Genomic DNA, 24,527 nt, shown 5'->3' on the forward strand with positions numbered 1-24,527 from the left:
GAGACTCAGACGCACAAAACTTGTTGAATCATTTAGTCTAAAGTTAGTGTAGTATGTGCGCCCACGAATCATTGTGTGTGACAGCTTGTGTGACATGTTGTTTGCCATGCTGTGTACCATGAAATAGTTACAGATCAGTGAGTTAAGTCGATTTATTAGCTAACTCGTTGTTTTAGAAAGTATACCAGACGCCTGTGAAGGCGACACCTGAGGAAGCTCAATGAGCGAGAAGTTACAGAAAGTGCTGGCGCGCGCCGGCCACGGCTCACGCCGTGAAATCGAAGCCATTATTGAAGCGGGTCGCGTGAGTGTGGACGGTAAAATCGCCACGCTGGGTGACCGCGTTGAAATCGTACCGGGGCTGAAGATCCGCATCGACGGTCACCTCATCTCCGTGAAAGAGTCCGCTGAACAGATCTGCCGCGTGCTGGCTTACTACAAGCCGGAAGGCGAGCTGTGCACCCGCAACGACCCGGAAGGTCGTCCGACGGTGTTTGACCGTCTGCCTAAACTGCGTGGCGCTCGCTGGATTGCCGTCGGTCGTCTGGACGTGAACACCTGCGGTCTGCTGCTGTTCACCACCGATGGTGAACTGGCAAACCGTCTGATGCACCCAAGCCGTGAAGTGGAACGTGAATACGCGGTGCGCGTATTTGGCCAGGTTGACGAAAATAAACTGCGCGATCTGTCGCGTGGCGTTCAGCTTGAAGACGGTCCTGCGGCGTTCAAAACCATCAAATTTACCGGTGGGGAAGGCATTAACCAGTGGTACAACGTGACCCTGACCGAAGGCCGTAACCGCGAGGTGCGTCGTCTCTGGGAAGCGGTAGGCGTCCAGGTGAGCCGCCTGATCCGCGTTCGTTACGGTGACATTCTGCTGCCGAAAGGTCTGCCGCGCGGGGGTTATACCGAACTGGATCTGACCCAAACCAACTACCTGCGCGAGCTGGTTGGCCTGACGCCGGAAACCACCTCAAAAGTGGCGGTGGAAAAAGATCGTCGTCGCATGAAGGCGAATCAGATCCGTCGCGCGGTGAAGCGCCACAGCCAGGTGAGCAGCAGCCGCCGCTCCGGGAGCCGTAACAACAACGGTTAATATAAAAGCCCGGTGAACGCACCGGGCTTTTTTCTTTAGTAATCAATTCCAATTTGCGCTTTGATGCCTGCATCAAACGCATGTTTGGCCGGACGCAGCTCGCTGACGGTATCGGCCATCTCCAGAATATCCCGATGACACCCGCGCCCCGTGACGATAACCGTCTGGTGTACAGGACGATTCTTTAGAGCATCCAGCACGGCTTCCAGCGGCAGGTAGTCGTAGGCGACCATATAGGTGATCTCATCCAGCAGAACCAAATTCAGCGAGCGATCGGCCAGCATTCTCTTTGCATGCTCCCAGACGGCGAGACAGGCTGCGGTGTCCGTTTCCCGATTCTGAGTATCCCACGTAAAACCGGTCGCCATCACCTGAAACTCAACGCCGTGAGGCTCAAGCAAATTCCGCTCACCGTTGGGCCATTCGCCTTTGATAAACTGGATGACGCCCACTTTTTGCCCGTGTCCGACGGCGCGCGTCGCCGTGCCGAATGCGGCGGTGGTTTTCCCTTTTCCGTTGCCGGTAAAAACGATGACGATCCCACGTTCGTCCTGGGCTGCGGCAACGCGTGCATCGACCTGTTCTTTCAGACGCTGCTGGCGCTGCTGATGACGTTCTTCACTCATTGCGAAATTCCTGGTTTACGTCCCGGCTGGGCGTCAAAGGTCATCCCGGTTTTGCGGCGGCTGTCGTCGCCCATCAGCCAGAGATAGAGCGGCATAATGTCTGCCGGGGTTTTCAGCTTCTGCGGGTCTTCGCTCGGGAACGCGCTGGCGCGCATTTTGGTGCGCGTACCGCCCGGGTTAATGCAGTTTACGCGCAGATGGCGGCTCTGATACTCCTCCGCCAGCACCTGCATCATGCCTTCGGTCGCGAATTTTGATACGGCATAGGCTCCCCAGTTTGCGCGTCCTTCACGGCCAACGCTGGACGAGGTAAAGACCAGGGACCCGGACTCGGATTTGAGTAATAAAGGAAGCAATGCCTGTGTCAGGAAAAACGTGCCGTTGACGTTGACCTGCATCACCTGCTGCCAGATATCAGGATCCTGTTCATCCATCGGACGAACCTCGCCTAACAAACCGGCGTTATGCAACACGCCGTCAAGTCTCGGATAGTGAGCGCTGATGCGCTGGGCTAATTCCTGGCACACCGCGGGCGTGCAGGTCAGTAAATCGAGTGTATACCACGGGGCAGGCGTGCCGCATTTAGCCTCAACCTCCTGAGCGACGTTTTGCAGTTTTTCTTCGCTGCGGCCGATCAGAATGACGTTCGCGCCATATTCGGCGTATGTCAGGGCCGCCTCGCGGCCAATCCCGTCGCTGGCACCGGTGACAAGAATAATCCGGTTGTGCAGCAGATTTTTTTGCGGTTGATAATGCACGGTGACTCCTCTGGCGACCGGTGACGCAATGGTGCCTTTATAATGACTTTTCGGCTTTATGCCCGAATTCGCCTGATAATTCAATCAGTCTACAGGACGCATTACTGTAAAATTAACATTTTGCAAATATTTAATCTCCGGTCCGGGGATTCCTGAAGGCGCCTCGCAGAGGTAATGTCGCGAGCGAGACGCATGGGCAGGGCTGTTGTACACTGCCGTGAAAGATTCGTGGTTAAATCAAGGTGGAACGCGTGGAATTACTTTCTCAATATGGGTTGTTTTTGGCCAAAATCGCGACGGTGGTGATTGCCATTGCGGTGGTAGCCGTTCTGATTGTCAACCTGACGCAGCGCAAGCGTCAGCGTGGGGAGTTACGCATCACCCGCCTGAGCGAGCAGTATAAAGAGATGCAGGAAGAGATGTCTCTGGCGCTGCTTGATAGTCATCAACAGAAACTCTGGCTGAAAGCGCAGAAGAAAAAGCATAAACAGGAAGCCAAAGCGGCAAAGGCAAAAGCAAAGCTCAATGCGCCGCAGGATAAGGCCACGCCGCTCGTCTATGTGCTCGATTTTAAAGGCAGTATGGATGCGCATGAAGTGTCTTCTCTGCGGGAGGAAGTGACTGCCGTTCTGGCCGTGGCGACACCGCAGGATCAGGTTGTCGTGCGTCTTGAAAGCCCGGGCGGGGTGGTTCACGGTTACGGACTGGCCGCCTCACAGCTGCAGCGCCTGCGTGAAAAACAGATCCCGCTGACCGTGGCCGTGGATAAAGTGGCGGCGAGCGGTGGCTACATGATGGCCTGCGTGGCGGACAAAATTGTTGCCGCGCCGTTCTCCATTATTGGCTCGATCGGCGTGGTCGCGCAGATTCCGAACTTTAACCGCTTCCTGAAAAATAAAGAGATCGATATCGAACTTCACACGGCGGGTCAGTACAAACGTACTCTGACGCTACTGGGGGAAAACACGGAAGAAGGACGTCAAAAATTCCGCGAAGATCTCAATGAAACGCATCATCTCTTTAAAGATTTTGTACACCGTATGCGCCCAACGCTCGATATTGAACAGGTCGCGACGGGCGAGCACTGGTACGGCGTCCAGGCGCAGGAGAAAGGGCTGGTGGATGAAGTTGGAACCAGCGACGATCTGCTGCTCAATCTGATGGAAGGTCGGGAACTGGTGGGCGTGCGCTTTACCCAGCGTAAGCGACTCCTTGACCGCTTTACCAACAGTGCCGCAGAAAGCGCGGACCGCCTGCTGCTGCGCTGGCTACAGCGCGGACAAAAACCGCTGCTGTAAACAAAAACGCGAGGCATATGCCTCGCGCTTTGCGTTAATCGACCAGGTGATATTTCTCTGAAAGCGTATGCGCCAGGTATTTGAACATGTTAAACACGGCGGTGCTTTTCGGGGTCGGTAAACCCTGTTCGTCAAGGAAGTATTCGCCGCTGAAAATCAGCACGCCATTACGCTGCTCTACGCCGGTGGCTTCAATGCCCGCCAGCGTATCTTCATGGTCACGGATAAGCTTGTTTGCTTCGATAAGCAGAGAGGCTCGGTCAATAGGTTGGGTCGTATTCTGCATAATCCACTCCTTAAACAGTGACAATAGTCTACGCCGAGGGCGCTTTGGGGGCAAATTTTCCCTGTAATGTGAGGGGATAAGGTGCAGGGTCCTGGCTGGCGGGATCTGCTTTTGCATGCTAATAAAGTTGCGTAACGAATTTTATCAGGTAGAGTGTGCGCTTTCGTCATTCTGGCAACAGAATTGCTTGACATTCAACCGGGAATTCGTCACGAATTACACGAGATGTGAGAAAAATACCCGAAAACTCAATCACCTGGGCGTCTTCTCATTAACGTCCGGTAAGACAAAGGGGTTGATATCTCCTGACGCAGTCGCAATATCATTGGCTCGTCGTCAGCGGAAGGGAAATCAACGTGCGGCGTATTCCTGGAAGAATTAAATTAGGTAAAGGTGAATATGGGTAAAGCTCTCGTCATCGTTGAGTCCCCGGCAAAAGCCAAAACGATCAATAAGTATCTGGGTAATGACTACGTGGTTAAGTCCAGCGTGGGTCATATCCGCGATTTGCCGACCAGTGGCTCAGCCAGCAAAAAGAGCGCAGACTCTACCTCCACCAAAGGGGCTAAAAAGCCTAAAAAGGATGAACGTAGCGCGCTTGTCAACCGCATGGGTGTTAACCCATGGCATAACTGGGATGCACAATATGAAGTGCTGCCCGGTAAAGAAAAAGTCGTTAACGAACTGAAGCAGCTTGCTGAAAAAGCAGACCACATCTATCTCGCAACCGACCTTGACCGCGAAGGGGAAGCCATTGCGTGGCACCTGCGGGAAGTGATCGGTGGTGATGACAAACGCTACAGCCGTGTAGTGTTTAACGAAATTACGAAGAATGCGATTCGTCAGGCGTTTGAGAAGCCGGGCGAGCTGAATATTGACCGCGTAAACGCACAGCAGGCACGTCGCTTTATGGACCGCGTTGTGGGCTACATGGTCTCTCCACTGCTGTGGAAGAAGATTGCCCGTGGCCTGTCCGCAGGGCGTGTGCAGTCCGTCGCCGTGCGTCTGGTCGTTGAGCGTGAGCGCGAAATTAAAGCCTTCGTGCCGGAAGAGTTCTGGGAAGTCGATGCCAATGTGACCACGCCGGGCGGTGACGCTCTGCCGCTGCAGGTGAGCCATCACAACGACAAGCCTTTCCGTCCGGAAAACCGCGACCAGACCATGGCCGCCGTAGCGCTGTTGGAAAAAGCACGCTATCAGGTGCTGGAACGTGAAGACAAACCGACCAGCAGCAAGCCGGGTGCGCCGTTTATTACCTCTACGCTGCAGCAGGCTGCAAGCACGCGTCTGGGTTATGGCGTGAAGAAGACCATGATGATGGCGCAGCGCCTGTATGAAGCGGGCTACATCACCTACATGCGTACCGACTCAACCAACCTGAGCCAGGATGCGGTCAACATGGTCCGCGGCTACATCAGTGACAATTTCGGTAAGAAATACCTGCCGGAAAGCGCTAACCAGTTCGCCAGCAAAGAGAACTCTCAGGAAGCTCACGAAGCGATTCGTCCTTCTGACGTCTCGGTGTTAGCGGAATCGCTGAAAGACATGGAAGCTGACGCGCAGAAACTGTATCAGCTGATCTGGCGCCAGTTCGTGGCGTGCCAGATGACCCCAGCGCAGTACGACTCCACCACGCTGACCGTCGGCGCGGGTGATTTCCGCCTGAAGGCGCGCGGTCGTATTCTGCGCTTCGACGGCTGGACGAAGGTGATGCCTGCGCTGCGTAAAGGCGATGAAGACAGAACGCTGCCTGCGGTTAATAAAGGTGACGAGTTGTCGCTTGTCGATCTGGTTCCGGCACAGCACTTCACCAAGCCACCTGCGCGCTTCAGTGAAGCGTCCCTGGTGAAAGAGCTGGAAAAACGCGGTATTGGTCGTCCATCGACCTACGCGTCCATCATCTCGACCATTCAGGACCGCGGCTACGTGCGCGTTGAAAACCGCCGTTTCTATGCGGAAAAAATGGGTGAGATCGTCACTGACCGTCTGGAAGCAAACTTCCGCGAGTTGATGAACTACGATTTCACCGCGCAAATGGAAGACAGCCTCGACCAGGTTGCCAGCCATCAGGCGGAATGGAAAAAGGTACTCGACAGCTTCTTCAGCGACTTTACCGACCAGCTTGAAAAAGCGGAGAAAGACCCTGAAGAGGGCGGCATGCTGCCTAACCAGATGGTTCTGACCAGCATCGACTGTCCAACCTGCGGCCGCAAGATGGGGATCCGCACCGCAACCACAGGCGTGTTCCTTGGCTGCTCCGGCTATGCGCTTTCACCAAAAGAGCGCTGCAAAACCACCATCAACCTGGTGCCTGAGAACGAAGTTCTCAACGTGCTGGAGGGTGACGATGCGGAAACTAACGCTCTGCGTGCCAAACGCCGCTGCAAGAAATGCGGCACGGCAATGGACAGCTACCTGATCGATCCAAAACGTAAGCTGCACGTTTGCGGTAATAACCCAACGTGTGACGGGTATGAGATCGAAGAGGGCGAGTTCCGCATTAAAGGCTATGACGGCCCGATTGTGGAATGCGAGAAGTGTGGTTCTGAAATGCACCTGAAAATGGGGCGTTTCGGTAAGTACATGGCCTGTACCAACGACGAGTGTAAAAACACGCGCAAAATTCTGCGTAACGGCGAAGTGGCTCCTCCTAAGGAAGATCCGGTTCCGCTGCCAGAACTGCCGTGCGAGAAATCAGACGCGTACTTCGTGCTGCGTGATGGTGCTGCAGGTGTCTTCCTGGCCGCCAACACCTTCCCGAAATCGCGTGAAACGCGCGCGCCGCTGGTGGAAGAGTTGCATCGCTTCCGCGATCGTCTGCCTGAGAAACTGCGTTATCTGGCCGATGCGCCACAGCAGGATCCGGAAGGCAACAAAACCGTGGTACGGTTTAGCCGTAAGACTAAGCAGCAGTATGTTGCGGCAGAGAAAGAGGGTAAAGCGACCGGATGGTCAGCCTTCTTTGTCGATGGCAAATGGGTTGAAGGCAAGAAATAATCTTCCCTTACCGTAACTTACCTGTAAAAGGGCCGGATTTCCGGCCCTTTTTTATTACCTTGTTATTATTTTTTGTTCCGTACTATACAGTCAGGCTATAAATGATATAGTGGTTATAGTTAACCTGTTTCTTATTATTAAATCGTCTTAAGCGATTGACCGCATGCGCTAAATCGGATGGTCTGGCATGAAATTACAGCAGCTTCGTTATATCGTTGAGGTGGTGAATCATAACCTTAACGTCTCTTCTACCGCCGAGGGGTTGTATACCTCGCAACCGGGCATCAGCAAACAAGTTCGTATGCTGGAGGACGAGTTAGGTATCCAGATATTTGCCCGCAGCGGTAAGCATCTCACTCAGGTGACGCCTGCGGGGCAGGAAATCATCCGCATTGCGCGGGAAGTCCTCTCTAAAGTCGACGCAATTAAGTCTGTGGCGGGTGAACACACCTGGCCGGATAAAGGTTCGCTGTATATTGCCACGACGCACACCCAGGCGCGCTATGCGCTACCCGGTGTGATCAAAGGCTTTATCGAGCGTTATCCTCGCGTCTCTTTGCATATGCACCAGGGCTCGCCAACGCAAATTGCTGAAGCCGTATCCAAGGGGAATGCGGACTTTGCCATCGCCACCGAAGCGCTTCATCTGTATGACGATCTGGTGATGCTTCCATGCTATCACTGGAACCGTTCTATCGTGGTGACCCCCGATCACCCCCTGGCGGGTAAAGGGTCGGTCACTATCGAAGAGCTGGCTCAATATCCGTTGGTGACGTATACGTTTGGCTTTACCGGACGGTCCGAGCTTGATACGGCCTTTAACCGGGCAGGGTTAACGCCGCGCATTGTCTTTACCGCGACGGATGCCGACGTGATTAAAACCTATGTGCGGCTTGGTCTGGGGGTGGGCGTTATTGCCAGCATGGCGGTGGATCCAGTGTCAGACCCTGACCTGGTGCGTCTTGATGCGCATGATGTTTTCAGTCATAGCACCACAAAGATTGGCTTCCGTCGCAGCACCTTCCTGCGCAGCTATATGTATGATTTTATTCAGCGCTTTGCCCCTCATTTAACGCGTGACGTGGTTGATACCGCCGTTGCATTACGCTCAAATGAAGATATTGAAGAGATGTTTAAAGACATCAAACTCCCCGAAAAATAATCACACCCGGTATCTTTCCCTTAGGGAAAGATACCGAAATAACGCCTCAAAGCTAAATTAGAATTATCATCATCTACGCATCCCCTGTCATATAATGTCATTATCCATTTAATTTGTAAGGTTATAATGTCGTGAATTGGCGACAAAAGTAGAAACTAATTTACGCCTTCGCAAATTTTTCTTTTCAATTATTTATTTCTGGTCAAAAGATTGAATATTTCATACCTTCCGGTGCGTAAATTCACTGGCTTTTCGGCTAAAGTTTCTTTAGGATTTATCTCAACAGATGATTAATTGTACCAATTGTTTGGTCCTAAATGATAAGCGATGTCGATTGTATGAGGTTAGCAATGCCTTCAGGAAGTGAAGAACCGCAAAGGGATCCTGCGCTCAAGCGTAAAGCCTGGCTGGCGGTCTTTCTCGTCTCTACCCTGTTTTGGGTGGTGGTTGCTCTCCTGGCCTGGAAATATTGGGGTTAAATATGGCAGTGACGGTACGTACAGAAACGGTAAAACAGATGTGTCAGCATCGTGACAACGGCCACAGAGGGCGTAAAGCACCTGCGACTGTTGTACCCGCGTCCTGGAAACTAACGCCGCAGCAGCAAGCGTTTATTGATGTGTTCGCAGAAGACGAACCCAAAAAACAATAATTTAGTTAATTGCGTAATGATGCAAATAGTCTGAATATCGACTCTGCACTTTCGTACTCTTTAATAAATACACATCAGCAATATAGCACTGAGGACTTACCTCGGAACTTTTAATAAATAATGCCTGGTGTCCCTATGATGAATAACATGACGTCTCACAAATACTGGTCATGGATCGGCGTTTTTACCGTGTCGATTCTGTTCTGGAGTCAGCTCATCTGGTTGGCCCTCCACTAAATTGTAAAACCTCGCTACGGCGGGGTTTTTTGTTTTTCCTTTCTGGACCAATCCTAAATTTATCAATTTGGGTTGTTATCAAAACGTTACGACATCTTTGTGTTATCTTTAATTACGGCCCTGATGATTGTCGGGGCATCTCTGTGATTAAGGAGGAGCTTATGTCGTTAACCCTACGCGAAGCCAGTAAGGATACGTTACAGGCAGAAAATAAAACCTGGCATTACTACAGCCTGCCGCTGGCTGCCAGAACGCTTGGGGACATTTCGCGTTTACCCAAGTCATTGAAAGTTTTACTGGAAAACCTATTGCGCTGGCAGGACGGTGACTCTGTCACCCTCGATGATATCAAGGCGCTGGCAGGGTGGCTGGAAAATGCCCATGCCGACAGAGAAATCGCCTACCGCCCGGCCAGGGTGCTGATGCAGGACTTTACCGGTGTCCCGGCCGTCGTTGATTTAGCCGCGATGCGCGAGGCCGTTAAGCGTCTCGGCGGAGATACGGCAAAAGTGAATCCGCTTTCCCCCGTTGACCTCGTCATTGACCACTCCGTAACCGTTGACCGCTTTGGTGATGACGACGCCTTTGGCGAGAACGTGCGTCTGGAGATGGAACGCAACCACGAGCGCTACGTGTTTCTTAAGTGGGGGCAGCAGGCGTTCAGCCGGTTTAGCGTGGTCCCGCCGGGTACCGGTATTTGTCACCAGGTGAACCTTGAATATCTGGGTAAAGCCGTCTGGAGTGAATTGCAGGATAAAGAGTGGGTCGCCTATCCGGACACGCTGGTGGGCACGGACTCCCATACCACCATGATCAACGGTCTGGGCGTGCTGGGCTGGGGCGTCGGGGGTATCGAAGCGGAAGCGGCCATGCTCGGCCAGCCAGTGTCCATGCTTATCCCTGACGTGGTGGGCTTCAAGCTCACCGGCAAGCTGTTTGAAGGCATTACCGCCACCGATCTGGTGCTCACCGTCACCCAGATGCTGCGTAAGCATGGTGTGGTGGGCAAGTTTGTAGAATTCTACGGTGATGGTCTGGATTCGCTGCCGCTTGCCGACCGTGCCACCATTGCCAATATGGCGCCTGAATACGGTGCAACCTGCGGCTTTTTCCCCATCGATGACGTCACGCTGGAATACATGCGCCTTAGCGGGCGCAGCGAAGAGCAGGTCGCGCTGGTGGAGGCCTATACCAAAGCGCAGGGCATGTGGCGAAACCCGGGCGATGAACCGGTCTTCACCAGCACGCTTGAACTCGATATGGGAAGCGTCGAGGCGAGCCTCGCCGGGCCGAAACGTCCACAGGATCGGGTTGCGCTGAGTGACGTGCCAAAAGCCTTTGCCGCCAGCAATGCCCTGGAAGTGAACGTGGCGCAGAAAGACCACCGTCCAGTCGACTATGTCCTGAACGGACATCAGTATCAGCTCCCGGATGGCGCGGTTGTTATTGCGGCCATTACCTCCTGCACCAACACCTCGAACCCCAGTGTATTAATGGCGGCCGGTCTGTTGGCTAAAAAGGCGGTAGAGCTTGGGCTAAAACCTCAGCCATGGGTCAAGGCCTCGCTGGCACCGGGTTCCAAAGTGGTATCGGATTACCTGGCGCAGGCCAAACTGACGCCGTACCTTGACGAGCTGGGGTTTAACCTCGTGGGCTACGGCTGTACGACCTGCATTGGTAACTCCGGTCCACTGCCTGAACCGATTGAAACGGCGATTAAGCAGGGCGACCTGACGGTAGGCGCGGTCCTGTCCGGTAACCGAAACTTTGAAGGGCGTATTCACCCGCTGGTGAAAACCAACTGGCTTGCCTCGCCGCCGCTGGTCGTGGCGTATGCCCTTGCAGGCAACATGAATATCAACCTGGCGACCGATCCGATTGGGCACGATCGCAAGAATGACCCTGTCTACCTGAAAGATATCTGGCCATCTTCGCGTGAAATCGCGCTGGCCGTTGAAAAGGTCTCAACCGAGATGTTCCGCAAAGAGTATGCGGAGGTCTTTGAAGGCACGCCGGAGTGGAAAACCATCAACGTCGTGGGCTCAGATACCTACGACTGGCAGGATGACTCGACCTATATTCGTCTGTCGCCGTTCTTTGATGAGATGCTGGCCGAGCCGGCACCGCTTAAGGATATCCACGGCGCGCGCATACTGGCGATGCTGGGGGATTCCGTCACGACCGACCATATCTCTCCGGCGGGGAGTATCAAAGCCGATAGCCCGGCAGGCCGTTATCTGCAGAGCCGGGGCGTCGAACGCCGCGATTTTAACTCCTACGGCTCGCGTCGCGGCAACCATGAGGTCATGATGCGCGGGACCTTTGCCAACATCCGCATTCGTAACGAAATGGTCCCGGGCGTAGAAGGGGGCATGACGCGCCATCTGCCGGGGACGGAAGTGGTTTCGATTTATGATGCGGCGGTCAAATATCAACAGGAAGGTACGCCGCTGGCGGTGATCGCCGGGAAAGAGTACGGTTCCGGCTCCAGCCGCGACTGGGCGGCGAAAGGTCCGCGTCTGCTTGGCGTTCGCGTGGTCATCGCCGAATCGTTCGAACGTATTCACCGCTCGAATCTGATTGGTATGGGGATCCTGCCGCTCGAGTTTCCGCAGGGCGTGACGCGTAAAACGCTGGGACTGACCGGGGAAGAGCAGATTGAGATTAGCGGTCTGCAAAACCTGCAGCCGGGGAAAACGGTGCCGGTGAAGTTAACGCGGGCAGACGGGAAAATCGAGGTGCTGGATTGCCGGTGCCGTATTGATACGGCAACCGAGCTGACCTATTACCAGAACGACGGTATTTTACATTATGTGATTCGTAAGATGCTGGATTGATGAAACGAGCCCGGCACCCGTGCCGGGCTTTTTAGCATTACTCTTTCAGCAGATGACCCATTTTGGCGGCTTTGGTATCCAGGTAGTGGGCGTTCTTCGGGTTACGGCCGACAATCAGCGGTACGCGCTCGACGATGTTGATCCCCGCTTCGGTCAGGATCTCCACTTTTTTCGGGTTATTGGTCAGCAGGCGAACTTCGTCCACGCCCAGCAGCTTGAACATATCGGCGCATAAGGTGAAGTCGCGTTCGTCAGCGGCAAAGCCAAGCTGATGGTTTGCTTCAACCGTATCGTAGCCCTGGTCCTGAAGCGCGTAGGCGCGGATTTTATTCAGCAGACCAATATTACGACCTTCCTGACGGTGATAAAGCAGCACACCGCGGCCTTCTTCTGCAATATGAGACAGGGCGGCTTCCAGCTGGAAACCACAATCACAGCGCAGGCTGAACAGCGCGTCGCCGGTAAGACACTCTGAATGGACGCGGGACAGAACCGGTATCTGCCCTGAAATGTCACCATAAACCAGCGCGACATGATCCTGTCCGGTTGCCAGTTCTTCAAAACCCACCATCAGGAAATCGCCCCATGGGGTTGGCAGTTTGGCTTCTGCCACACGTTTAAGCTGCATGTGATTCTCCAGAGTAGGCTGACACGTTTCGTGCCTTTGCCCTGTTTTGCTTTCTGTATCAGTTCATTTTGCCACAAGCTCAGCAGGTTCGCCTAATGGGCACCATGCTATATGAACGTTAAACGCACGATCCGACATATCCACCAGGATGATTAATTTCAGTTATGATTGTGACCGTTAGCGAAAAAGGAGAAGACATGCTTTCAATCGCCAGACGTACGGCAGCAGGTGCGGCCATTTTACTGATTATGCCTCTGGCCGTATGGCTTTCAGGCTGGATGTGGCAGCCCGGGCATAATGCCACGTGGCTGAAAACGTTATACTGGATAACGGAAACGGTCACCCAGCCGTGGGGGATTATTACCCACGTACTCCTCTGCGCCTGGTTTCTGTGGTGCCTGCGCTTTCGTTTGCGCGCGGCGCTGATGCTCTTTGCGATCCTCGGGGGCGCTATCCTTGTCGGCCAGGGCGTAAAGTCCTGGGTTAAAGATCGCGTTCAGGAACCGCGTCCTTTTGTCGTCTGGCTGGAAAAAACGCATCATGTTCCGGTGGATGAGTTCTACAATTTAAAGCGAAAAGATCGTGGCGCGCTGGTGAAAGAACAGCTTTCGGAACAGCAGGATATCCCGAAATTCTTGCGTAAACACTGGCAGAAAGAGACCGGGTTCGCGTTTCCTTCCGGTCACACCATGTTTGCGGCCAGCTGGGCGTTGCTGGGGGTTGGGCTGCTTTGGCCAAGGCGCCGAACGATCACTATCGTGATTTTACTGGTCTGGGCGACGGGAGTCATGGGCAGCCGCCTGCTGCTGGGGATGCACTGGCCGCGCGACCTGGTCGTCGCCACGCTCATCTCATGGCTGCTGATCGTGCTGGCGACCTGGCTCACTGAACGATTCTGTGGCCCGCTAACGCCACCGCCAGAAGAGAAAGAAGAAATTGCCGAAAGGGACCAGACAGACGCCTGACGGTTGATATTCCGCATTTTGCCCATAGATCCATGACCTGCGCGTCACTTTTTCCGTTTCGCGCTCGTCGCTAAAATGGTAGTTTATAAGGCTGATTGCGGTGAATTGAACACACTTTATTCGCTTGAACCACATAACGGGAAGTAATGTGAAATATTTACTCATTTTCTTACTGGTATTGGCGATTTTTGTCATTTCAGTCACGTTGGGTGCACAAAACGATCAGCAGGTGACGTTTAACTATCTGCTGGCTCAGGGTGAGTATCGCGTCTCGAGCCTGCTGGCGGTCTTATTTGCTGCCGGATTTGCCATTGGCTGGCTGGTTTGCGGTCTGTTCTGGCTTAAAGTCCGTGTCTCTCTTGCGCGCGCTGAACGTAAAATTAAGCGACTCGAAAATAACATTGCCCCTGCGTCTGACATCCCGGAAAACTCTGGTGTGCCGGTCGTGAAGGAATAATCGACTATGCTGGAGTTGTTGTTTCTGCTTTTGCCTGTAGCCGCAGCCTATGGCTGGTATATGGGCCGCAGAAGTGCGCAACAAACAAAACAGGATGAGGCCAACCGGCTCTCCCGCGACTACGTTGCGGGGGTGAACTTCCTCCTGAGCAATCAGCAGGACAAAGCGGTAGACCTGTTCCTCGATATGCTTAAAGAGGATACGGGGACGGTTGAAGCGCATCTCACCCTGGGCAACCTGTTCCGCTCGCGCGGCGAGGTCGATCGTGCCATTCGTATTCACCAGACCCTGATGGAAAGCGCCTCGCTGACCTACGATCAACGTCTCCTTGCGGTGCAACAGCTGGGGCGGGATTACATGGCCGCAGGGTTGTACGATCGCGCAGAAGATATGTTCGCGCAGCTGGTGGACGAAACAGATTTCCGCATCGGCGCGCTGCAGCAGCTCCTGCAGATTTATCAGGCCACCAGCGACTGGCAGAAAGCCATTGATACCGCGGAACGTCTGGTGAAGCTGGGTAAAGATAAGCAGCGCGTTGAGATCGCCCATTTCTACTGTGAGCTTGCTCTTCAGCAGATGGGCAACGACGACATGGATAAAGCCATGGCGCTGCTGAAGAAAGGCGCCGCCGCGGACCGCAACAGCGCGCGAATCTCCATCATGATGGGGCGCGTCTTTATGGCGAGTGGCGACTACGCCAAAGCCGTTGAAAGCCTGCTGCGGGTTATCGACCAGGACAAAGAGCTGGTCAGTGAAACGCTGGAAATGCTGCAAACCTGCTATCAACAGCTGGACAAGCAGGAAGAGTGGGTAGCTTTCCTGCGTCGCTGCGTGGAAGAAAATACCGGTGCCACCGCTGAACTGATGCTCTCAGACGTCGTTGAGCAGTATGAGGGAAGCGACACCGCGCAGGTTTATATTACGCGTCAGCTGCAGCGCCATCCGACCATGCGGGTGTTCCATAAGCTGATGGATTACCACCTGAACGACGCTGAAGAAGGGCGCGCCAAAGAGAGCCTGATGGTGCTGCGCGACATGGTTGGCGAACAGGTGCGCAGCAAGCCGCGCTATCGTTGCCAGAAGTGTGGTTTTACCGCGTATACGCTCTACTGGCACTGTCCTTCCTGCCGCGCCTGGTCCACCATCAAGCCAATCCGCGGTCTGGACGGGCAGTAATTTTTTTAAAACACTCCACTTTAGTTACAACATACTGATCGTTTTTCCCATATCCTGAACTCCGTGCGGTTTGTCGGCCTGGCAGGCGCGTAAATGGATCCTGTCAATTTGCGACGTCGGCAGGTAGAATGCTGGCCGTTTATCTGTTCCGCGCCGCTGCGCGCCCATAGACGAAAAGGGCTGGTCATGACGTCTGTTACATCCTCCACTTCCCGCGTAATTACGGATTCTCCTGTTGTTGTTGCGCTTGATTACAATAAGCGTGACGCTGCACTGGCGTTTGTCGACGGCATCGACCCTCGCGACTGCCGTCTGAAAGTTGGCAAAGAGATGTTCACGCTGTTTGGACCGCAAATCGTTCGCGATCTGCAGCAGCGCGGCTTTGACGTTTTCCTCGATCTGAAATTCCATGATATCCCGAATACCACGGCGCACGCCGTTGCCGCAGCCGCAGAGCTGGGCGTATGGATGGTCAACGTCCATGCATCGGGTGGGGCAAGAATGATGACGGCCGCCCGTGAGGCGCTCCTGCCGTTCGGTAAAGATGCACCGTTGCTGATTGCGGTCACCGTTCTGACCAGTATGGACGAAAACGATCTACGCGACCTGGGCGTGACGTTGTCACCCGCCGAGCATGCCGAACGTCTCGCACGTCTGACGCAGCATTGCGGCCTGGATGGCGTCGTCTGCTCCGCGCAGGAAGCGGTACGTTTCAAATCAGCGCTGGGCCAGGATTTTAAACTGGTTACGCCGGGTATCCGTCCTGCAGGCAGCGAAGTGGGCGATCAGCGCCGTATTATGACGCCTGAGCAGGCGCTGGCTGCTGGCGTTGACTACATGGTCATCGGGCGTCCGGTAACGCAGTCTGCCAACCCGGCTGAGACGCTTAAGGCTATCAACGCATCACTGAAAAAGGGGGCGTAATGACCGATTCCAACAGCCGTCTGGTCTATTCAACCGACATCGGGCGTATAGACGAGCCGAAAGCGAAAGTGGAACGTCCGAAGGGGGACGGCATCGTTCGGATCCAGCGCCAGACCAGTGGACGAAAAGGGAAAGGGGTTTGCCTTATCTCCGGCATTGACCTGGATGATGCTGAACTGGCAAAGCTGGCGGCCGAGTTGAAAAAGAAATGTGGTTGCGGCGGCGCCGTGAAAGACGGCATTATTGAAATCCAGGGAGATAAGCGCGATTTAATAAAATCTCTGCTGGAAGCCAAAGGGATGAAAGTCAAACTGGCAGGCGGTTAAAATAAATGAGCCACGGCAAATGCCGTGGCTCGTGTTATATACGTGCGTATGTCAGACCTGAAATGCGTTCAAATATCGCAATACCGGGGAAGGCTTAGATAATAATTATTTGCCAACCTGGTGACCGATAATACCACCGACAGCAGCGCCACCTAATGTACCCAGCGTACTACCATCCGTTAATACTGCACCACCGAGAGCACCGGCACCGGCACCAATAGCGGTGTTACGGTCACGTTTAGACCAGTTAGAGCACGCGCTCAGGGACATTGCTACAGTGATTGCCAGAACAGCGGCGGCTAATTTTTTGCTGGTTAAGGTCATAATACTTTCTCCTGAATTATCGATTCACGGAAAGATGTACACGTTAAGTATAGACGAATCGAATACTTAATTCTGTTCTCCGTGAAAGCTGGTCGCGCAGGCGTTACGTAATCACGCAGGTGATAGTCACTTCCTGTTATATCGCTAACATTAATTTTACGACTTTAATGCAGGTTAAACAGGTAAAAACTCTTAAAGAAGTACCAGGAATCATCTCAGAGAAAGAAGGGCGTATGCGCCCGAAATTCGGGCGCGGAGGGAACTCAGGCGGTCATTTTAATAATATTGACGATCAGCCCGTCATCTTCCAGTTTATTACGGTGCGCGTCGCTCAACCGTTCATCGGTAATCACGCGGCTAAAGCGTGAAACCGGGCCCATCGTATAAGGGTGAACGGCGCCAAATTTAGAGCTGTCGGTCAATACAATGGCTTCACACTCTTTTTCCAGCACGGCATTCACGACGTCAGAGCGCATCATATCCCGGCCGGTAAAACCTGTCTCAGGCTGCCAGCCGTCAATCCCGATAAAGGCCTTGCTGAAATGAACCTGCTGAACATACTGACGGGTCAGCGGGCCAACCATGCTTTCACTTTTTTTCTGGTAAATACCGCCCAGCAGAATCACCTCGCAGCGCGTCTCTTTGAGCAAATGCGCGATATAGCTGCTGACGGTGATGATGGTAACGTCTTTTTGATCGGCAAGCGTGCGCGCCAGCAGGGCATTACTGCTGCCGTTTTCAATAAAAACGGTCTCGCCGTTGTTCACCAGGGACGCGGCAAATTCCGCCAGTTCACGTTTGAGCGCGTAGTTATTCATCATGCGCGTCTCAACGTCATCGCTGTCCAGCGGGACAGCATATCCGTGCGCGCGACGCAGGTAGCTCTGTTTTTCCAGCAGATTAAGATCCTGACGAATGGTGACTTCAGACACGCCAGTGGTTTTAGCGAGATCGACTACGCTTACGCGTCCCTGATCGATGACCATCTGCAAAATGAGTTGTTGTCGGGAATTCATAGCATCCATTTAATAAAGCGAAACGAGGTCGGAGACGGTGGGATTAAACTTCCCACGGCGCTTTTGGCTGTCCGTTTTCTGGCGCATTGTCGGCACCATTCTGAGCAAGAAGTTCAGACTTCAGGATCTCGAGATTACGGATAGCAGAGTGATAATCGCCCGCCACCAGGATATCCAGCACGGTATCAATTCGTTGTGCTACAGCTTGTGCGTCAATAGTCGACATAATCTCACCCCAGGCGCGAAAAGTTAATATTTTCAATGATGCAGAAAATAGGATCAAAAGAGAAGGGAAAAAATGCAATAACTAAATTACATAAACGTAAGTGATAAATTTATTCCCCCTCATGCAGCAGGCTTAATGAGTGGATTAGTCTAAAACTGCGCGCAAGGCGCTTTTTTATAAGAGGAATTAGACTATGACAGTTATCAATCAGCCTACCTGCACACTGTTTACCGATACTGAACGGTTCACGCAGCTGTCAGGGTATTACGAGGCGGAGCGTCACACGGTCTGGATGATGCTGCGGGCTCAGCCACGTCCTTGCTTTAACCATGCGTTAATAGAGGAGATCATGAACTTTTCATGGCTGGTTCGCCAGTCCGGGTTTGCGGTTGATTTTTGGGTAACCGGATCGCTGGTTCCCGAGATGTACAATACGGGCGGTGATTTACAGTTCTTCGTCGAGTGCATTCAGAACGGACGTCGGGAAGCGTTACGGGCGTACGCTCGCGCCTGCGTTGATTGCGTCCATGCGGCCTCGCGAGGGTTTGATACGGGAGCCATCACTCTGGCAATGGTCGAAGGCAGTGCGTTAGGGGGCGGGTTTGAGGCCGCTCTGGCGCACCATTTCGTCCTGGCTCAGCGCGATGCCCGTTTAGGTTTCCCTGAAATTGCCTTCAACCTGTTTCCGGGTATGGGAGGATATTCCCTGGTTGCACGCCGTGCAGGCATGAAGCTGGCGGAGGAACTCATCTACAAAGGGGAATCCCATACGGCTGAATGGTACGAACAGCACGGGCTGGTGGATGTCCTGTTTGAACCGGGACAAAGCTATGTCTCTACCCGAACCTTCATCGATACGCTGCGGCCAAAACTGAATGGCGTAAGGGCGATGCTGCGCGCCCGTACGCGCGTTCTGCAATTGCCCCGCAGTGAACTGATGGACATCACGGAAGATTGGGTTGATGCCGCTTTCTGCCTGGAGCCGAAAGATATCACCTACATGGAGCGTCTGGTCACGCTGCAAAACCGCCATCACGCGGCGGGCCTGCGTAAAGCCAGTTAACGTTGATTTCGCGCTTGATATCGTTTTAGCCATCGCTCGAATGCGGCAGCGGGCATCGGCTTAGCAAACAGAAAACCCTGCCGTTCGTTGACGCCGTTCTTGGTCAGAAAGGCGTCTTCTTTTGCATTTTCCACACCCTCGGCAATCACCTGCAGATTTAACGCCTGCGCCACCGCGACGATAGCGCGCACCAGTGACTGGGAAATAGACTGCTTATGAATATCCCTGACGAAAGATTGATCGAGTTTAATGGCGTCGATCGGGAAGCGGGCGAGCTGCGAAAGAGAAGAGTAACCGGTGCCAAAATCATCCAGATGAATTTGCGCCCCGAGCCGGCTGAACTGCTGGATAACGGACAGCGCCAGTTCTTCGTTCTCGATAAGACAGCTTTCGGTTAATTCGACGTCGATAGGGCAGTATTCAAAATTCAGATCCTTCAGCGCCTGCTTTAAGTCGCTGAAGATAGTCTGGTCTGCCAGCTGTCGCGCAGAGACGTTCACCGCCACGCGCAGGTTTATTCCCTTATCACGCCATTTCGCCACCTGGCGAACCACATCGAGCATCACCCAGCGGCCCAGCGGCACAATCAACCCCGACTCCTCGGCATAAGAGATAAACTCCAGCGGCGGGATCAAGCCGCGTTCTGGTGATTGCCAGCGGACCAGCGCTTCAAGGCTTCTGACTTCTCCGCGCCAGGTTATTTTCGGCTGATAGTGGATCAAAAGCTGATCGTTATCGAGGGCCTTACGCAGGTTGGTATCCAGCCAGAGATACTCAAATACGCGCTGGTTCATCTCGGGCGAGAAGACGCAGAACTTGCCCCGGCCGTTCTCTTTGGCGGTGTACATGGCGGTATCGGCGTTACGAATGACGCTTTCCCGGTCGTTCCCATGCTGCGGGGCGAGGGCGATACCCAGAGAGCAGCCGGTATAAACCTCAATCAGACCAATGCGGAACGGCTGGCGCAGGCGGGTTAAAATGCGCGATGCCATCGCCTCCAGAGAGCCCTGAGAGGTATTGGTGGCCATGACGATAAACTCATCACCGCCAAGTCGCGCCAGCACCTGTTCTTCATCCAGACAACTCAAAATGGCGAGGGCGACAGCCTGCAACAGCTGGTCGCCAAACATATGCCCGTAAGCGTCGTTGACTTTTTTAAAGTTATCCAGATCGAGATACACCACGCCCACCTGCGTGTCGCCGCGGTTGTCGATGGCGTCAGAAATGAGATCGTGGATCGCATTGCGGTTTGGCAGGCCTGTGATGGTATCGGTATTGGCCAGCACGCGCAGCCGCTCCTGAGCGCGGCGCTCCTCGGTAATATCTGTCCCGGAACAGATGAGGAAAATTTCATTTTTACCGCTGCCGCTGTGAACGAATTTGTTTCTGAACAGAAACAGCCGCTGCCCTTTACGCGTTTTGATCCAGCGTTCGACTTCGTAGGAGCTGCCGTTGCGAAAAAAACCGGTAATATTGCGCTTTGAGGCTGCCGCTTCGCTGCGGCTCATAAACAGCTTAAATACGTTCTGACCAATGACTTCTTGCTCTTTCAGGCCGGTGTACTCTTCGCTAAGCCGGTTAAAACGCTGAATATTGCCGTGCTGATCGAGGATAACAATGACGGAGTTGGCCTCGGAGACAACCTGTTCCGCAAAAGAGAGCCCCTGAGCCAGATCGCGCGCCACGGAGGGCGTATCATTCCAGGCGGAAGCGGTGCCTGCCCACTCGTTGCGGGTAATTTTACGGCCCACAAGATGAACCGGGACATCTTCCCCGTACAGGGAGAGCGACATGGAAATGCTGGAGGTAATAACGGTTAAATGACGGATGAGATCGGCCTGTTCATCGTCCAGCGCCACGACCTGAGTGACATCGGCATTTTCGCTGGTGGAAAGGTGCAGAGCGTTGCTGTCAGCTGACAGGCGCCACCACGGGCTATGAGTCCCCATGTAGCGAAACAGCAAATTCTGCTCCAGATCGTCCATCATGTTTTCTCCCGCAGCTGTTCATTAGCGCACAAATTATTCATTTGCTGTCGACTTTTCCGTTGAGAAACAGCGGCAAAACCGAAGTGAACCTGTTGTTTTTCCCTGCTTTCTTATAATAAAACGAGCCAGGTGAAAAAGGATACTGAGCGTATAGAAATTCACGTAACCGAATATAACAACACTCTTTTACTGTAGATAATTATGGCCATTTTGGGCGAAGGGATACTGAAAATAGTAAGGAAAAATAATGATTTTGTGGCGGGGATAAAAAGAAAAATTGTCGGCCCTTCCGGAAAGGAAATGGCCGACAATTGAACCGGTTATCAGGCGACAGGGCGCGCGATAATACTGCGGGTTTCCATGCGAACTTCGGCGATAGTAACGTCAATCACGTCGGTGACTTTGTAAACTGTTTCACCTTTAATTTGCACGGTACCGTTTTCCTGGCTACAGACCATTTCGTCACGAACCGCATGCAGGAACGGCGCAGGAATAAACGCGACAGCACCGTTATCGACCAGGCGGACGCGCATACCTCCGCGGCTGATATCAATGATCTCTGCGGCGAAACGGGTATCCGTACCGGCTTTATCCTGCAGGAAGCGTGCGTACAGCCAGTCTCCAACGTCACGTTCCGCCATGCGGTTCAGGCGGCGGCGATCGGCCATCTGCAGCGTGGTGTCCTCCTGAGGACGAGCAATGGTTTCACCTTTGATAATCGCTTTCAGCAGACGGTGGTTAACCATATCGCCATACTTACGGATCGGCGATGTCCAGGTGGCGTAAGCTTCGAGGCCAAGGCCAAAGTGCGGGCCAGGCTCGGTGCTGATTTCCGCGAAGGACTGGAAGCGACGAATGCGGCTGTCCAGGAAACCCGACGGCTGCGCGTCCAGTTCTTGGCGAAGCTTGCAGAAGCCCGGCAGCGTCAGCACTTCTTCCGGATCAACGTGCACATCGTGAGTCTTCAGCAGGGCCGCCAGCGCTTCGGTATTCGCCGGATCAAAACCGGTGTGGACGTTGTAAATGCCAAAGCCCAGCTTGTCGCGCAGCACGCGTGCGGCGCAGATGTTGGCGGAAATCATCGCCTCTTCAACGATGCGGTTCGCAATGCGTCGCGGTTCGGCCACGATGTCCAGCACTTCGCCTTTCTCGCCCAGAACAAAGCGATAGTCCGGGCGGTCTTTGAACACCAGCGCATGGGTTTTACGCCATTCGCCGCGGTTGAGGCAGATGCGATGCAGCAGACGGATTTGCGCGGCAATGGCGTCCGATTCAGGTTTCCAGCTACCGGTATTTTCAAGCCAGTCGGAGACGTTATCGTAGGCCAGCTTGGCTTTCGATTCGATGGTGGCGGCAAAGAACTCGATATCGTCTTCAATCGCGCCATCTGCGGCGATCGTCATGCGGCAGGCAAGGACCGGGCGCACTTCATTTGGACGCAGCGAGCAGAGATCGTCTGACAATTCGCGCGGCAGCATCGGAATGTTGAAGCCCGGCAGGTAGTTGGTGAACGCACGGATTTTCGCGGCGTCATCCAGCTTGCTGCCTTCGGCAATCCAGGCGGTTGGATCGGCAATGGCGACGGTCAGATGGAGTTTGCCATCGGCGCCTTCTTCAGCGTACAGCGCGTCATCCATATCTTCCGTGCTGGCGCTGTCGATGGTGACAAACTCCAGCGCGGTGAGATCGCGGCGCGTCAAACCTTCGTCCTGCATCTCGGTCGCTACGCCGTTCGGCGCTTCTTTTTCAAGATTATGGCGTGCCAGCGTGACCCACCATGGTACGAAATGGTCGGCGCCAAAGGTGATGAACTGGGTAAGCTCAGCATAAAAACCGCGATCGCCTTTCAGGGGATGACGGCGCATTTCTGCTACGGCCCAGTCACCTTCTTTAAAATCATGCTCAACGCCACGGGCGGCGCGGCAGGGAATGGCATCTTTCAGCAGGGGATGATCCGGCACGATAGCAAGACGATCGTCTTTTCTCTGCACCTTACCCACAAAACGGGTCAGGAACGGTTCGATCAGTTCTTCCGGCTCGGCAGACTCGCGGTCCTTCTCGGTATGAATGACGGCCATGACGCGATCGCCATGCATCACTTTCTTCATCTGCGGAGGCGGAATGAAGTAGCTTTTCTGCGCGTCAACCTCAAGGAAGCCAAAGCCCTTTTCCGTGGCTTTTACGACCCCTTCTGCACGCGGCGTCTGGGAATGCAGTTGCTGTTTAAGCTGCGCTAGCAGCGGGTTGTCCTGAAACATAATGTTCTATTTTCGTAGCCATTGAGCGGCTGACAGTTTTACGCGATTCTCACTGTCTCAGCAAGCGCTCTTTGGGTAATTAGTATGGTTATTCCTCTTTACCAAACGCGACTTTCAAACGATTGAGCCAGCCATCAAACGCGCTCCGGGTAAGCAGCATGATGGCATGTTCACCGGGGAGTCCTTGATCCGTGAGAGGGGTAAACTGCGCGGCGCTGAAGCGGTCCGGAGAGCGCGTCAGCAGTTCGACCGCCGCCGAAAGTGCGGGGGACGTCAGCGGGATCGCTTCGCGGGTGTTTAACAGGATTTCTCCGGTCAGGTCGAGCAGCGACGGCTCGTGGCAAAGGACCGGCGTCAGTGCCTCCAGCGCGGGTTCTGCCTGCCAGCGGGACAGCGACTCAAGCTGATGCGCACTCGCATAGCGCAGCTCGACGACGGGCAACAGCGGCACCCAGGCGGCGTGGCTCGCGGGCAGCGTGTGCGGCTGAATATGATGGCCTGGCAACCAGCGAACGGGGTGTCCTAACAACGCCTGAAAAACCGCGACCACGCGCGCCTGAAAACCAATAAAACCGATAATCTGGTTAATCACCACAATGTCATATATTGACAGGCCAACCTCATCAAGCTGGTTCTGCGCTTTATCATCAATGACATCAGGGGAGCTGGCGAGCTGGCGGGCATACTGCGTAATTTGCGCCAGACGTCGGTTGCTTTCACGCGAGGAGTCCGGGCCGGGAAGCGGGGCGAGGAGGGCGGCGTAATGGTTACAAAGCCGCTGAACGCCACAGGCCTGGGCGACCGTTAGCGCGGTGCTGAGCCGATCGTAGGCGCTGAGCGTATGCAGGCGGTTCACGGGAATCGAGAGCGGAAACAGCTGGTGGCACAAGGCTCTGGCAGGGGTAAGCCAGCCAGAACAGGCGGCGACAATCTCATCAGGCAGGGCTAAATCGAGCAAAAAACGATCGTCGACGTTAGCGGCTTCGGGCACCAGAGGCAGAACATCTGTCTGCGCGTGGTTCGACTGGGTCTCGTGATACCAGTGGCCTTTGCCGGAAAAACGGCGTTGTTCCATGTGCGTTCCTTGATCTCAAAATGGCGATCAATATCCTGGCGTAAGGCAGATAAAGGGAAAAATATTGTTAGGTGATAACAAATAGCAGAACGGAATAACGAAGGGGCGGTGCGGGGGAGAAACTCTCTTCCCGTGCGGGAAGAGAGTCACAG

The 24,527-nt window shown here is 54.0% G+C and carries 23 protein-coding genes; 13 read left to right on the top strand and 10 right to left on the bottom strand.

What is annotated here, in order from left to right; all coding sequences use genetic code 11:
• Positions 1 to 220 precede the first annotated feature (220 nt).
• Positions 221 to 1,096, top strand: a complete 876-nt coding sequence (gene rluB, locus AC1VYI_RS11445) for a 23S rRNA pseudouridine(2605) synthase RluB (protein ID WP_023312076.1) — start codon at positions 221 to 223, stop codon at positions 1,094 to 1,096.
• Positions 1,097 to 1,131: 35 nt separating this feature from the next.
• On the opposite strand, the gene cobO is transcribed toward rluB, so the two are convergent.
• Both cobO and AC1VYI_RS11455 read right to left on the bottom strand, forming a co-directional pair.
• Positions 1,132 to 1,722: a cob(I)yrinic acid a,c-diamide adenosyltransferase gene (gene cobO, locus AC1VYI_RS11450; protein ID WP_226483908.1), complete on the bottom strand. Its 591-nt coding sequence runs from the start codon at positions 1,720 to 1,722 to the stop codon at positions 1,132 to 1,134.
• On the bottom strand, positions 1,719 to 2,480 hold the full coding sequence (locus tag AC1VYI_RS11455) for a YciK family oxidoreductase (protein WP_063409343.1): 762 nt from the start codon (positions 2,478 to 2,480) through the stop codon (positions 1,719 to 1,721). The genes cobO and AC1VYI_RS11455 overlap by 4 nt, the downstream gene beginning before the upstream one ends.
• Before the next feature lie 251 nt (positions 2,481 to 2,731).
• On the opposite strand from AC1VYI_RS11455, the gene sohB reads away from it, so the two are divergent.
• Positions 2,732 to 3,778 (top strand): protease SohB, encoded by a 1,047-nt coding sequence (sohB, locus tag AC1VYI_RS11460; protein WP_045355890.1) that lies wholly within the window; start codon positions 2,732 to 2,734, stop codon positions 3,776 to 3,778.
• Positions 3,779 to 3,812: 34 nt separating this feature from the next.
• On the opposite strand, the gene AC1VYI_RS11465 is transcribed toward sohB, so the two are convergent.
• Positions 3,813 to 4,064, bottom strand: coding sequence for a YciN family protein (locus AC1VYI_RS11465; protein WP_023312072.1), 252 nt, complete (start codon positions 4,062 to 4,064; stop codon positions 3,813 to 3,815).
• Between the two features lie 399 nt (positions 4,065 to 4,463).
• On the opposite strand from AC1VYI_RS11465, the gene topA reads away from it, so the two are divergent.
• The 5 genes from topA to acnA all read left to right on the top strand — a co-directional run bounded on the left by topA (position 4,464) and on the right by acnA (position 11,949).
• Positions 4,464 to 7,061: a type I DNA topoisomerase gene (topA, locus tag AC1VYI_RS11470; RefSeq protein ID WP_045620487.1), complete on the top strand. Its 2,598-nt coding sequence runs from the start codon at positions 4,464 to 4,466 to the stop codon at positions 7,059 to 7,061.
• A 187-nt stretch (positions 7,062 to 7,248) separates the two neighbouring features.
• Positions 7,249 to 8,223 (top strand): HTH-type transcriptional regulator CysB, encoded by a 975-nt coding sequence (gene cysB / locus AC1VYI_RS11475; RefSeq protein WP_008502814.1) that lies wholly within the window; start codon positions 7,249 to 7,251, stop codon positions 8,221 to 8,223.
• A 338-nt stretch (positions 8,224 to 8,561) separates the two neighbouring features.
• A complete protein-coding gene (locus AC1VYI_RS11480) occupies positions 8,562 to 8,702 on the top strand; it encodes a YmiA family putative membrane protein (RefSeq protein ID WP_213327741.1) in 141 nt (46 codons plus the stop codon).
• 311 nt (positions 8,703 to 9,013) lie between these two features.
• A complete protein-coding gene (gene ymiC / locus AC1VYI_RS11485; RefSeq protein WP_032623144.1) occupies positions 9,014 to 9,112 on the top strand; it encodes a small membrane protein YmiC in 99 nt (32 codons plus the stop codon).
• 161 nt (positions 9,113 to 9,273) lie between these two features.
• Positions 9,274 to 11,949 (top strand): aconitate hydratase AcnA, encoded by a 2,676-nt coding sequence (gene acnA / locus AC1VYI_RS11490; RefSeq protein ID WP_134866112.1) that lies wholly within the window; start codon positions 9,274 to 9,276, stop codon positions 11,947 to 11,949.
• A gap of 37 nt (positions 11,950 to 11,986) precedes the next feature.
• Here acnA and ribA read toward each other — a convergent pair whose 3' ends face one another.
• Positions 11,987 to 12,577, bottom strand: a complete 591-nt coding sequence (gene ribA, locus AC1VYI_RS11495; protein WP_134866113.1) for a GTP cyclohydrolase II — start codon at positions 12,575 to 12,577, stop codon at positions 11,987 to 11,989.
• Between the two features lie 197 nt (positions 12,578 to 12,774).
• Here ribA and pgpB point away from each other — a divergent pair, with 197 nt between their 5' ends.
• The 5 genes from pgpB to yciH all read left to right on the top strand — a co-directional run bounded on the left by pgpB (position 12,775) and on the right by yciH (position 16,425).
• Positions 12,775 to 13,542 (top strand): phosphatidylglycerophosphatase B, encoded by a 768-nt coding sequence (gene pgpB, locus AC1VYI_RS11500; RefSeq protein ID WP_023312068.1) that lies wholly within the window; start codon positions 12,775 to 12,777, stop codon positions 13,540 to 13,542.
• A gap of 148 nt (positions 13,543 to 13,690) precedes the next feature.
• On the top strand, positions 13,691 to 13,999 hold the full coding sequence (locus tag AC1VYI_RS11505) for a LapA family protein (RefSeq protein ID WP_023335945.1): 309 nt from the start codon (positions 13,691 to 13,693) through the stop codon (positions 13,997 to 13,999).
• A 6-nt stretch (positions 14,000 to 14,005) separates the two neighbouring features.
• Complete coding sequence (gene lapB, locus AC1VYI_RS11510) at positions 14,006 to 15,175, top strand: lipopolysaccharide assembly protein LapB (RefSeq protein ID WP_023312066.1); 1,170 nt, start codon at positions 14,006 to 14,008, stop codon at positions 15,173 to 15,175.
• Positions 15,176 to 15,361: 186 nt separating this feature from the next.
• A complete protein-coding gene (gene pyrF, locus AC1VYI_RS11515) occupies positions 15,362 to 16,099 on the top strand; it encodes an orotidine-5'-phosphate decarboxylase (protein ID WP_045355906.1) in 738 nt (245 codons plus the stop codon).
• Positions 16,099 to 16,425, top strand: a complete 327-nt coding sequence (gene yciH / locus AC1VYI_RS11520) for a stress response translation initiation inhibitor YciH (protein WP_134866114.1) — start codon at positions 16,099 to 16,101, stop codon at positions 16,423 to 16,425. The genes pyrF and yciH overlap by 1 nt, the downstream gene beginning before the upstream one ends.
• 105 nt (positions 16,426 to 16,530) lie before the next feature.
• Here yciH and osmB read toward each other — a convergent pair whose 3' ends face one another.
• From osmB to AC1VYI_RS11535, 3 genes are all read right to left on the bottom strand, one after another.
• Positions 16,531 to 16,749 (bottom strand): osmotically-inducible lipoprotein OsmB, encoded by a 219-nt coding sequence (gene osmB / locus AC1VYI_RS11525; protein WP_008501216.1) that lies wholly within the window; start codon positions 16,747 to 16,749, stop codon positions 16,531 to 16,533.
• A 263-nt stretch (positions 16,750 to 17,012) separates the two neighbouring features.
• Complete coding sequence (yciT, locus tag AC1VYI_RS11530; RefSeq protein ID WP_063409339.1) at positions 17,013 to 17,765, bottom strand: DNA-binding transcriptional regulator YciT; 753 nt, start codon at positions 17,763 to 17,765, stop codon at positions 17,013 to 17,015.
• Positions 17,766 to 17,808: 43 nt separating this feature from the next.
• Entirely contained in the window at positions 17,809 to 17,991 is a 183-nt protein-coding gene (locus AC1VYI_RS11535) for a YciZ family protein (protein WP_029740522.1), read from the bottom strand.
• A gap of 193 nt (positions 17,992 to 18,184) precedes the next feature.
• On the opposite strand from AC1VYI_RS11535, the gene AC1VYI_RS11540 reads away from it, so the two are divergent.
• The gene (locus tag AC1VYI_RS11540) at positions 18,185 to 19,054 is read left to right on the top strand and encodes a crotonase/enoyl-CoA hydratase family protein (RefSeq protein ID WP_023312061.1); all 870 of its coding nucleotides are present in this window, start codon (positions 18,185 to 18,187) and stop codon (positions 19,052 to 19,054) included.
• Here AC1VYI_RS11540 and pdeR read toward each other — a convergent pair.
• From pdeR to AC1VYI_RS11555, 3 genes are all read right to left on the bottom strand, one after another.
• Positions 19,051 to 21,042 (bottom strand): cyclic di-GMP phosphodiesterase, encoded by a 1,992-nt coding sequence (gene pdeR, locus AC1VYI_RS11545; protein ID WP_134866115.1) that lies wholly within the window; start codon positions 21,040 to 21,042, stop codon positions 19,051 to 19,053. The two genes, AC1VYI_RS11540 and pdeR, sit on opposite strands and share 4 nt — an antisense overlap.
• Before the next feature lie 323 nt (positions 21,043 to 21,365).
• Positions 21,366 to 23,300: an exoribonuclease II gene (locus AC1VYI_RS11550; RefSeq protein WP_482881445.1), complete on the bottom strand. Its 1,935-nt coding sequence runs from the start codon at positions 23,298 to 23,300 to the stop codon at positions 21,366 to 21,368.
• 88 nt (positions 23,301 to 23,388) lie between these two features.
• Positions 23,389 to 24,375: a CMD domain-containing protein gene (locus AC1VYI_RS11555; protein WP_047741785.1), complete on the bottom strand. Its 987-nt coding sequence runs from the start codon at positions 24,373 to 24,375 to the stop codon at positions 23,389 to 23,391.
• Between the last annotated feature and the right edge of the window lie 152 nt (positions 24,376 to 24,527).

The sequence above is a fragment of the Enterobacter sp. QK-SA4 genome (genome assembly GCF_056856775.1).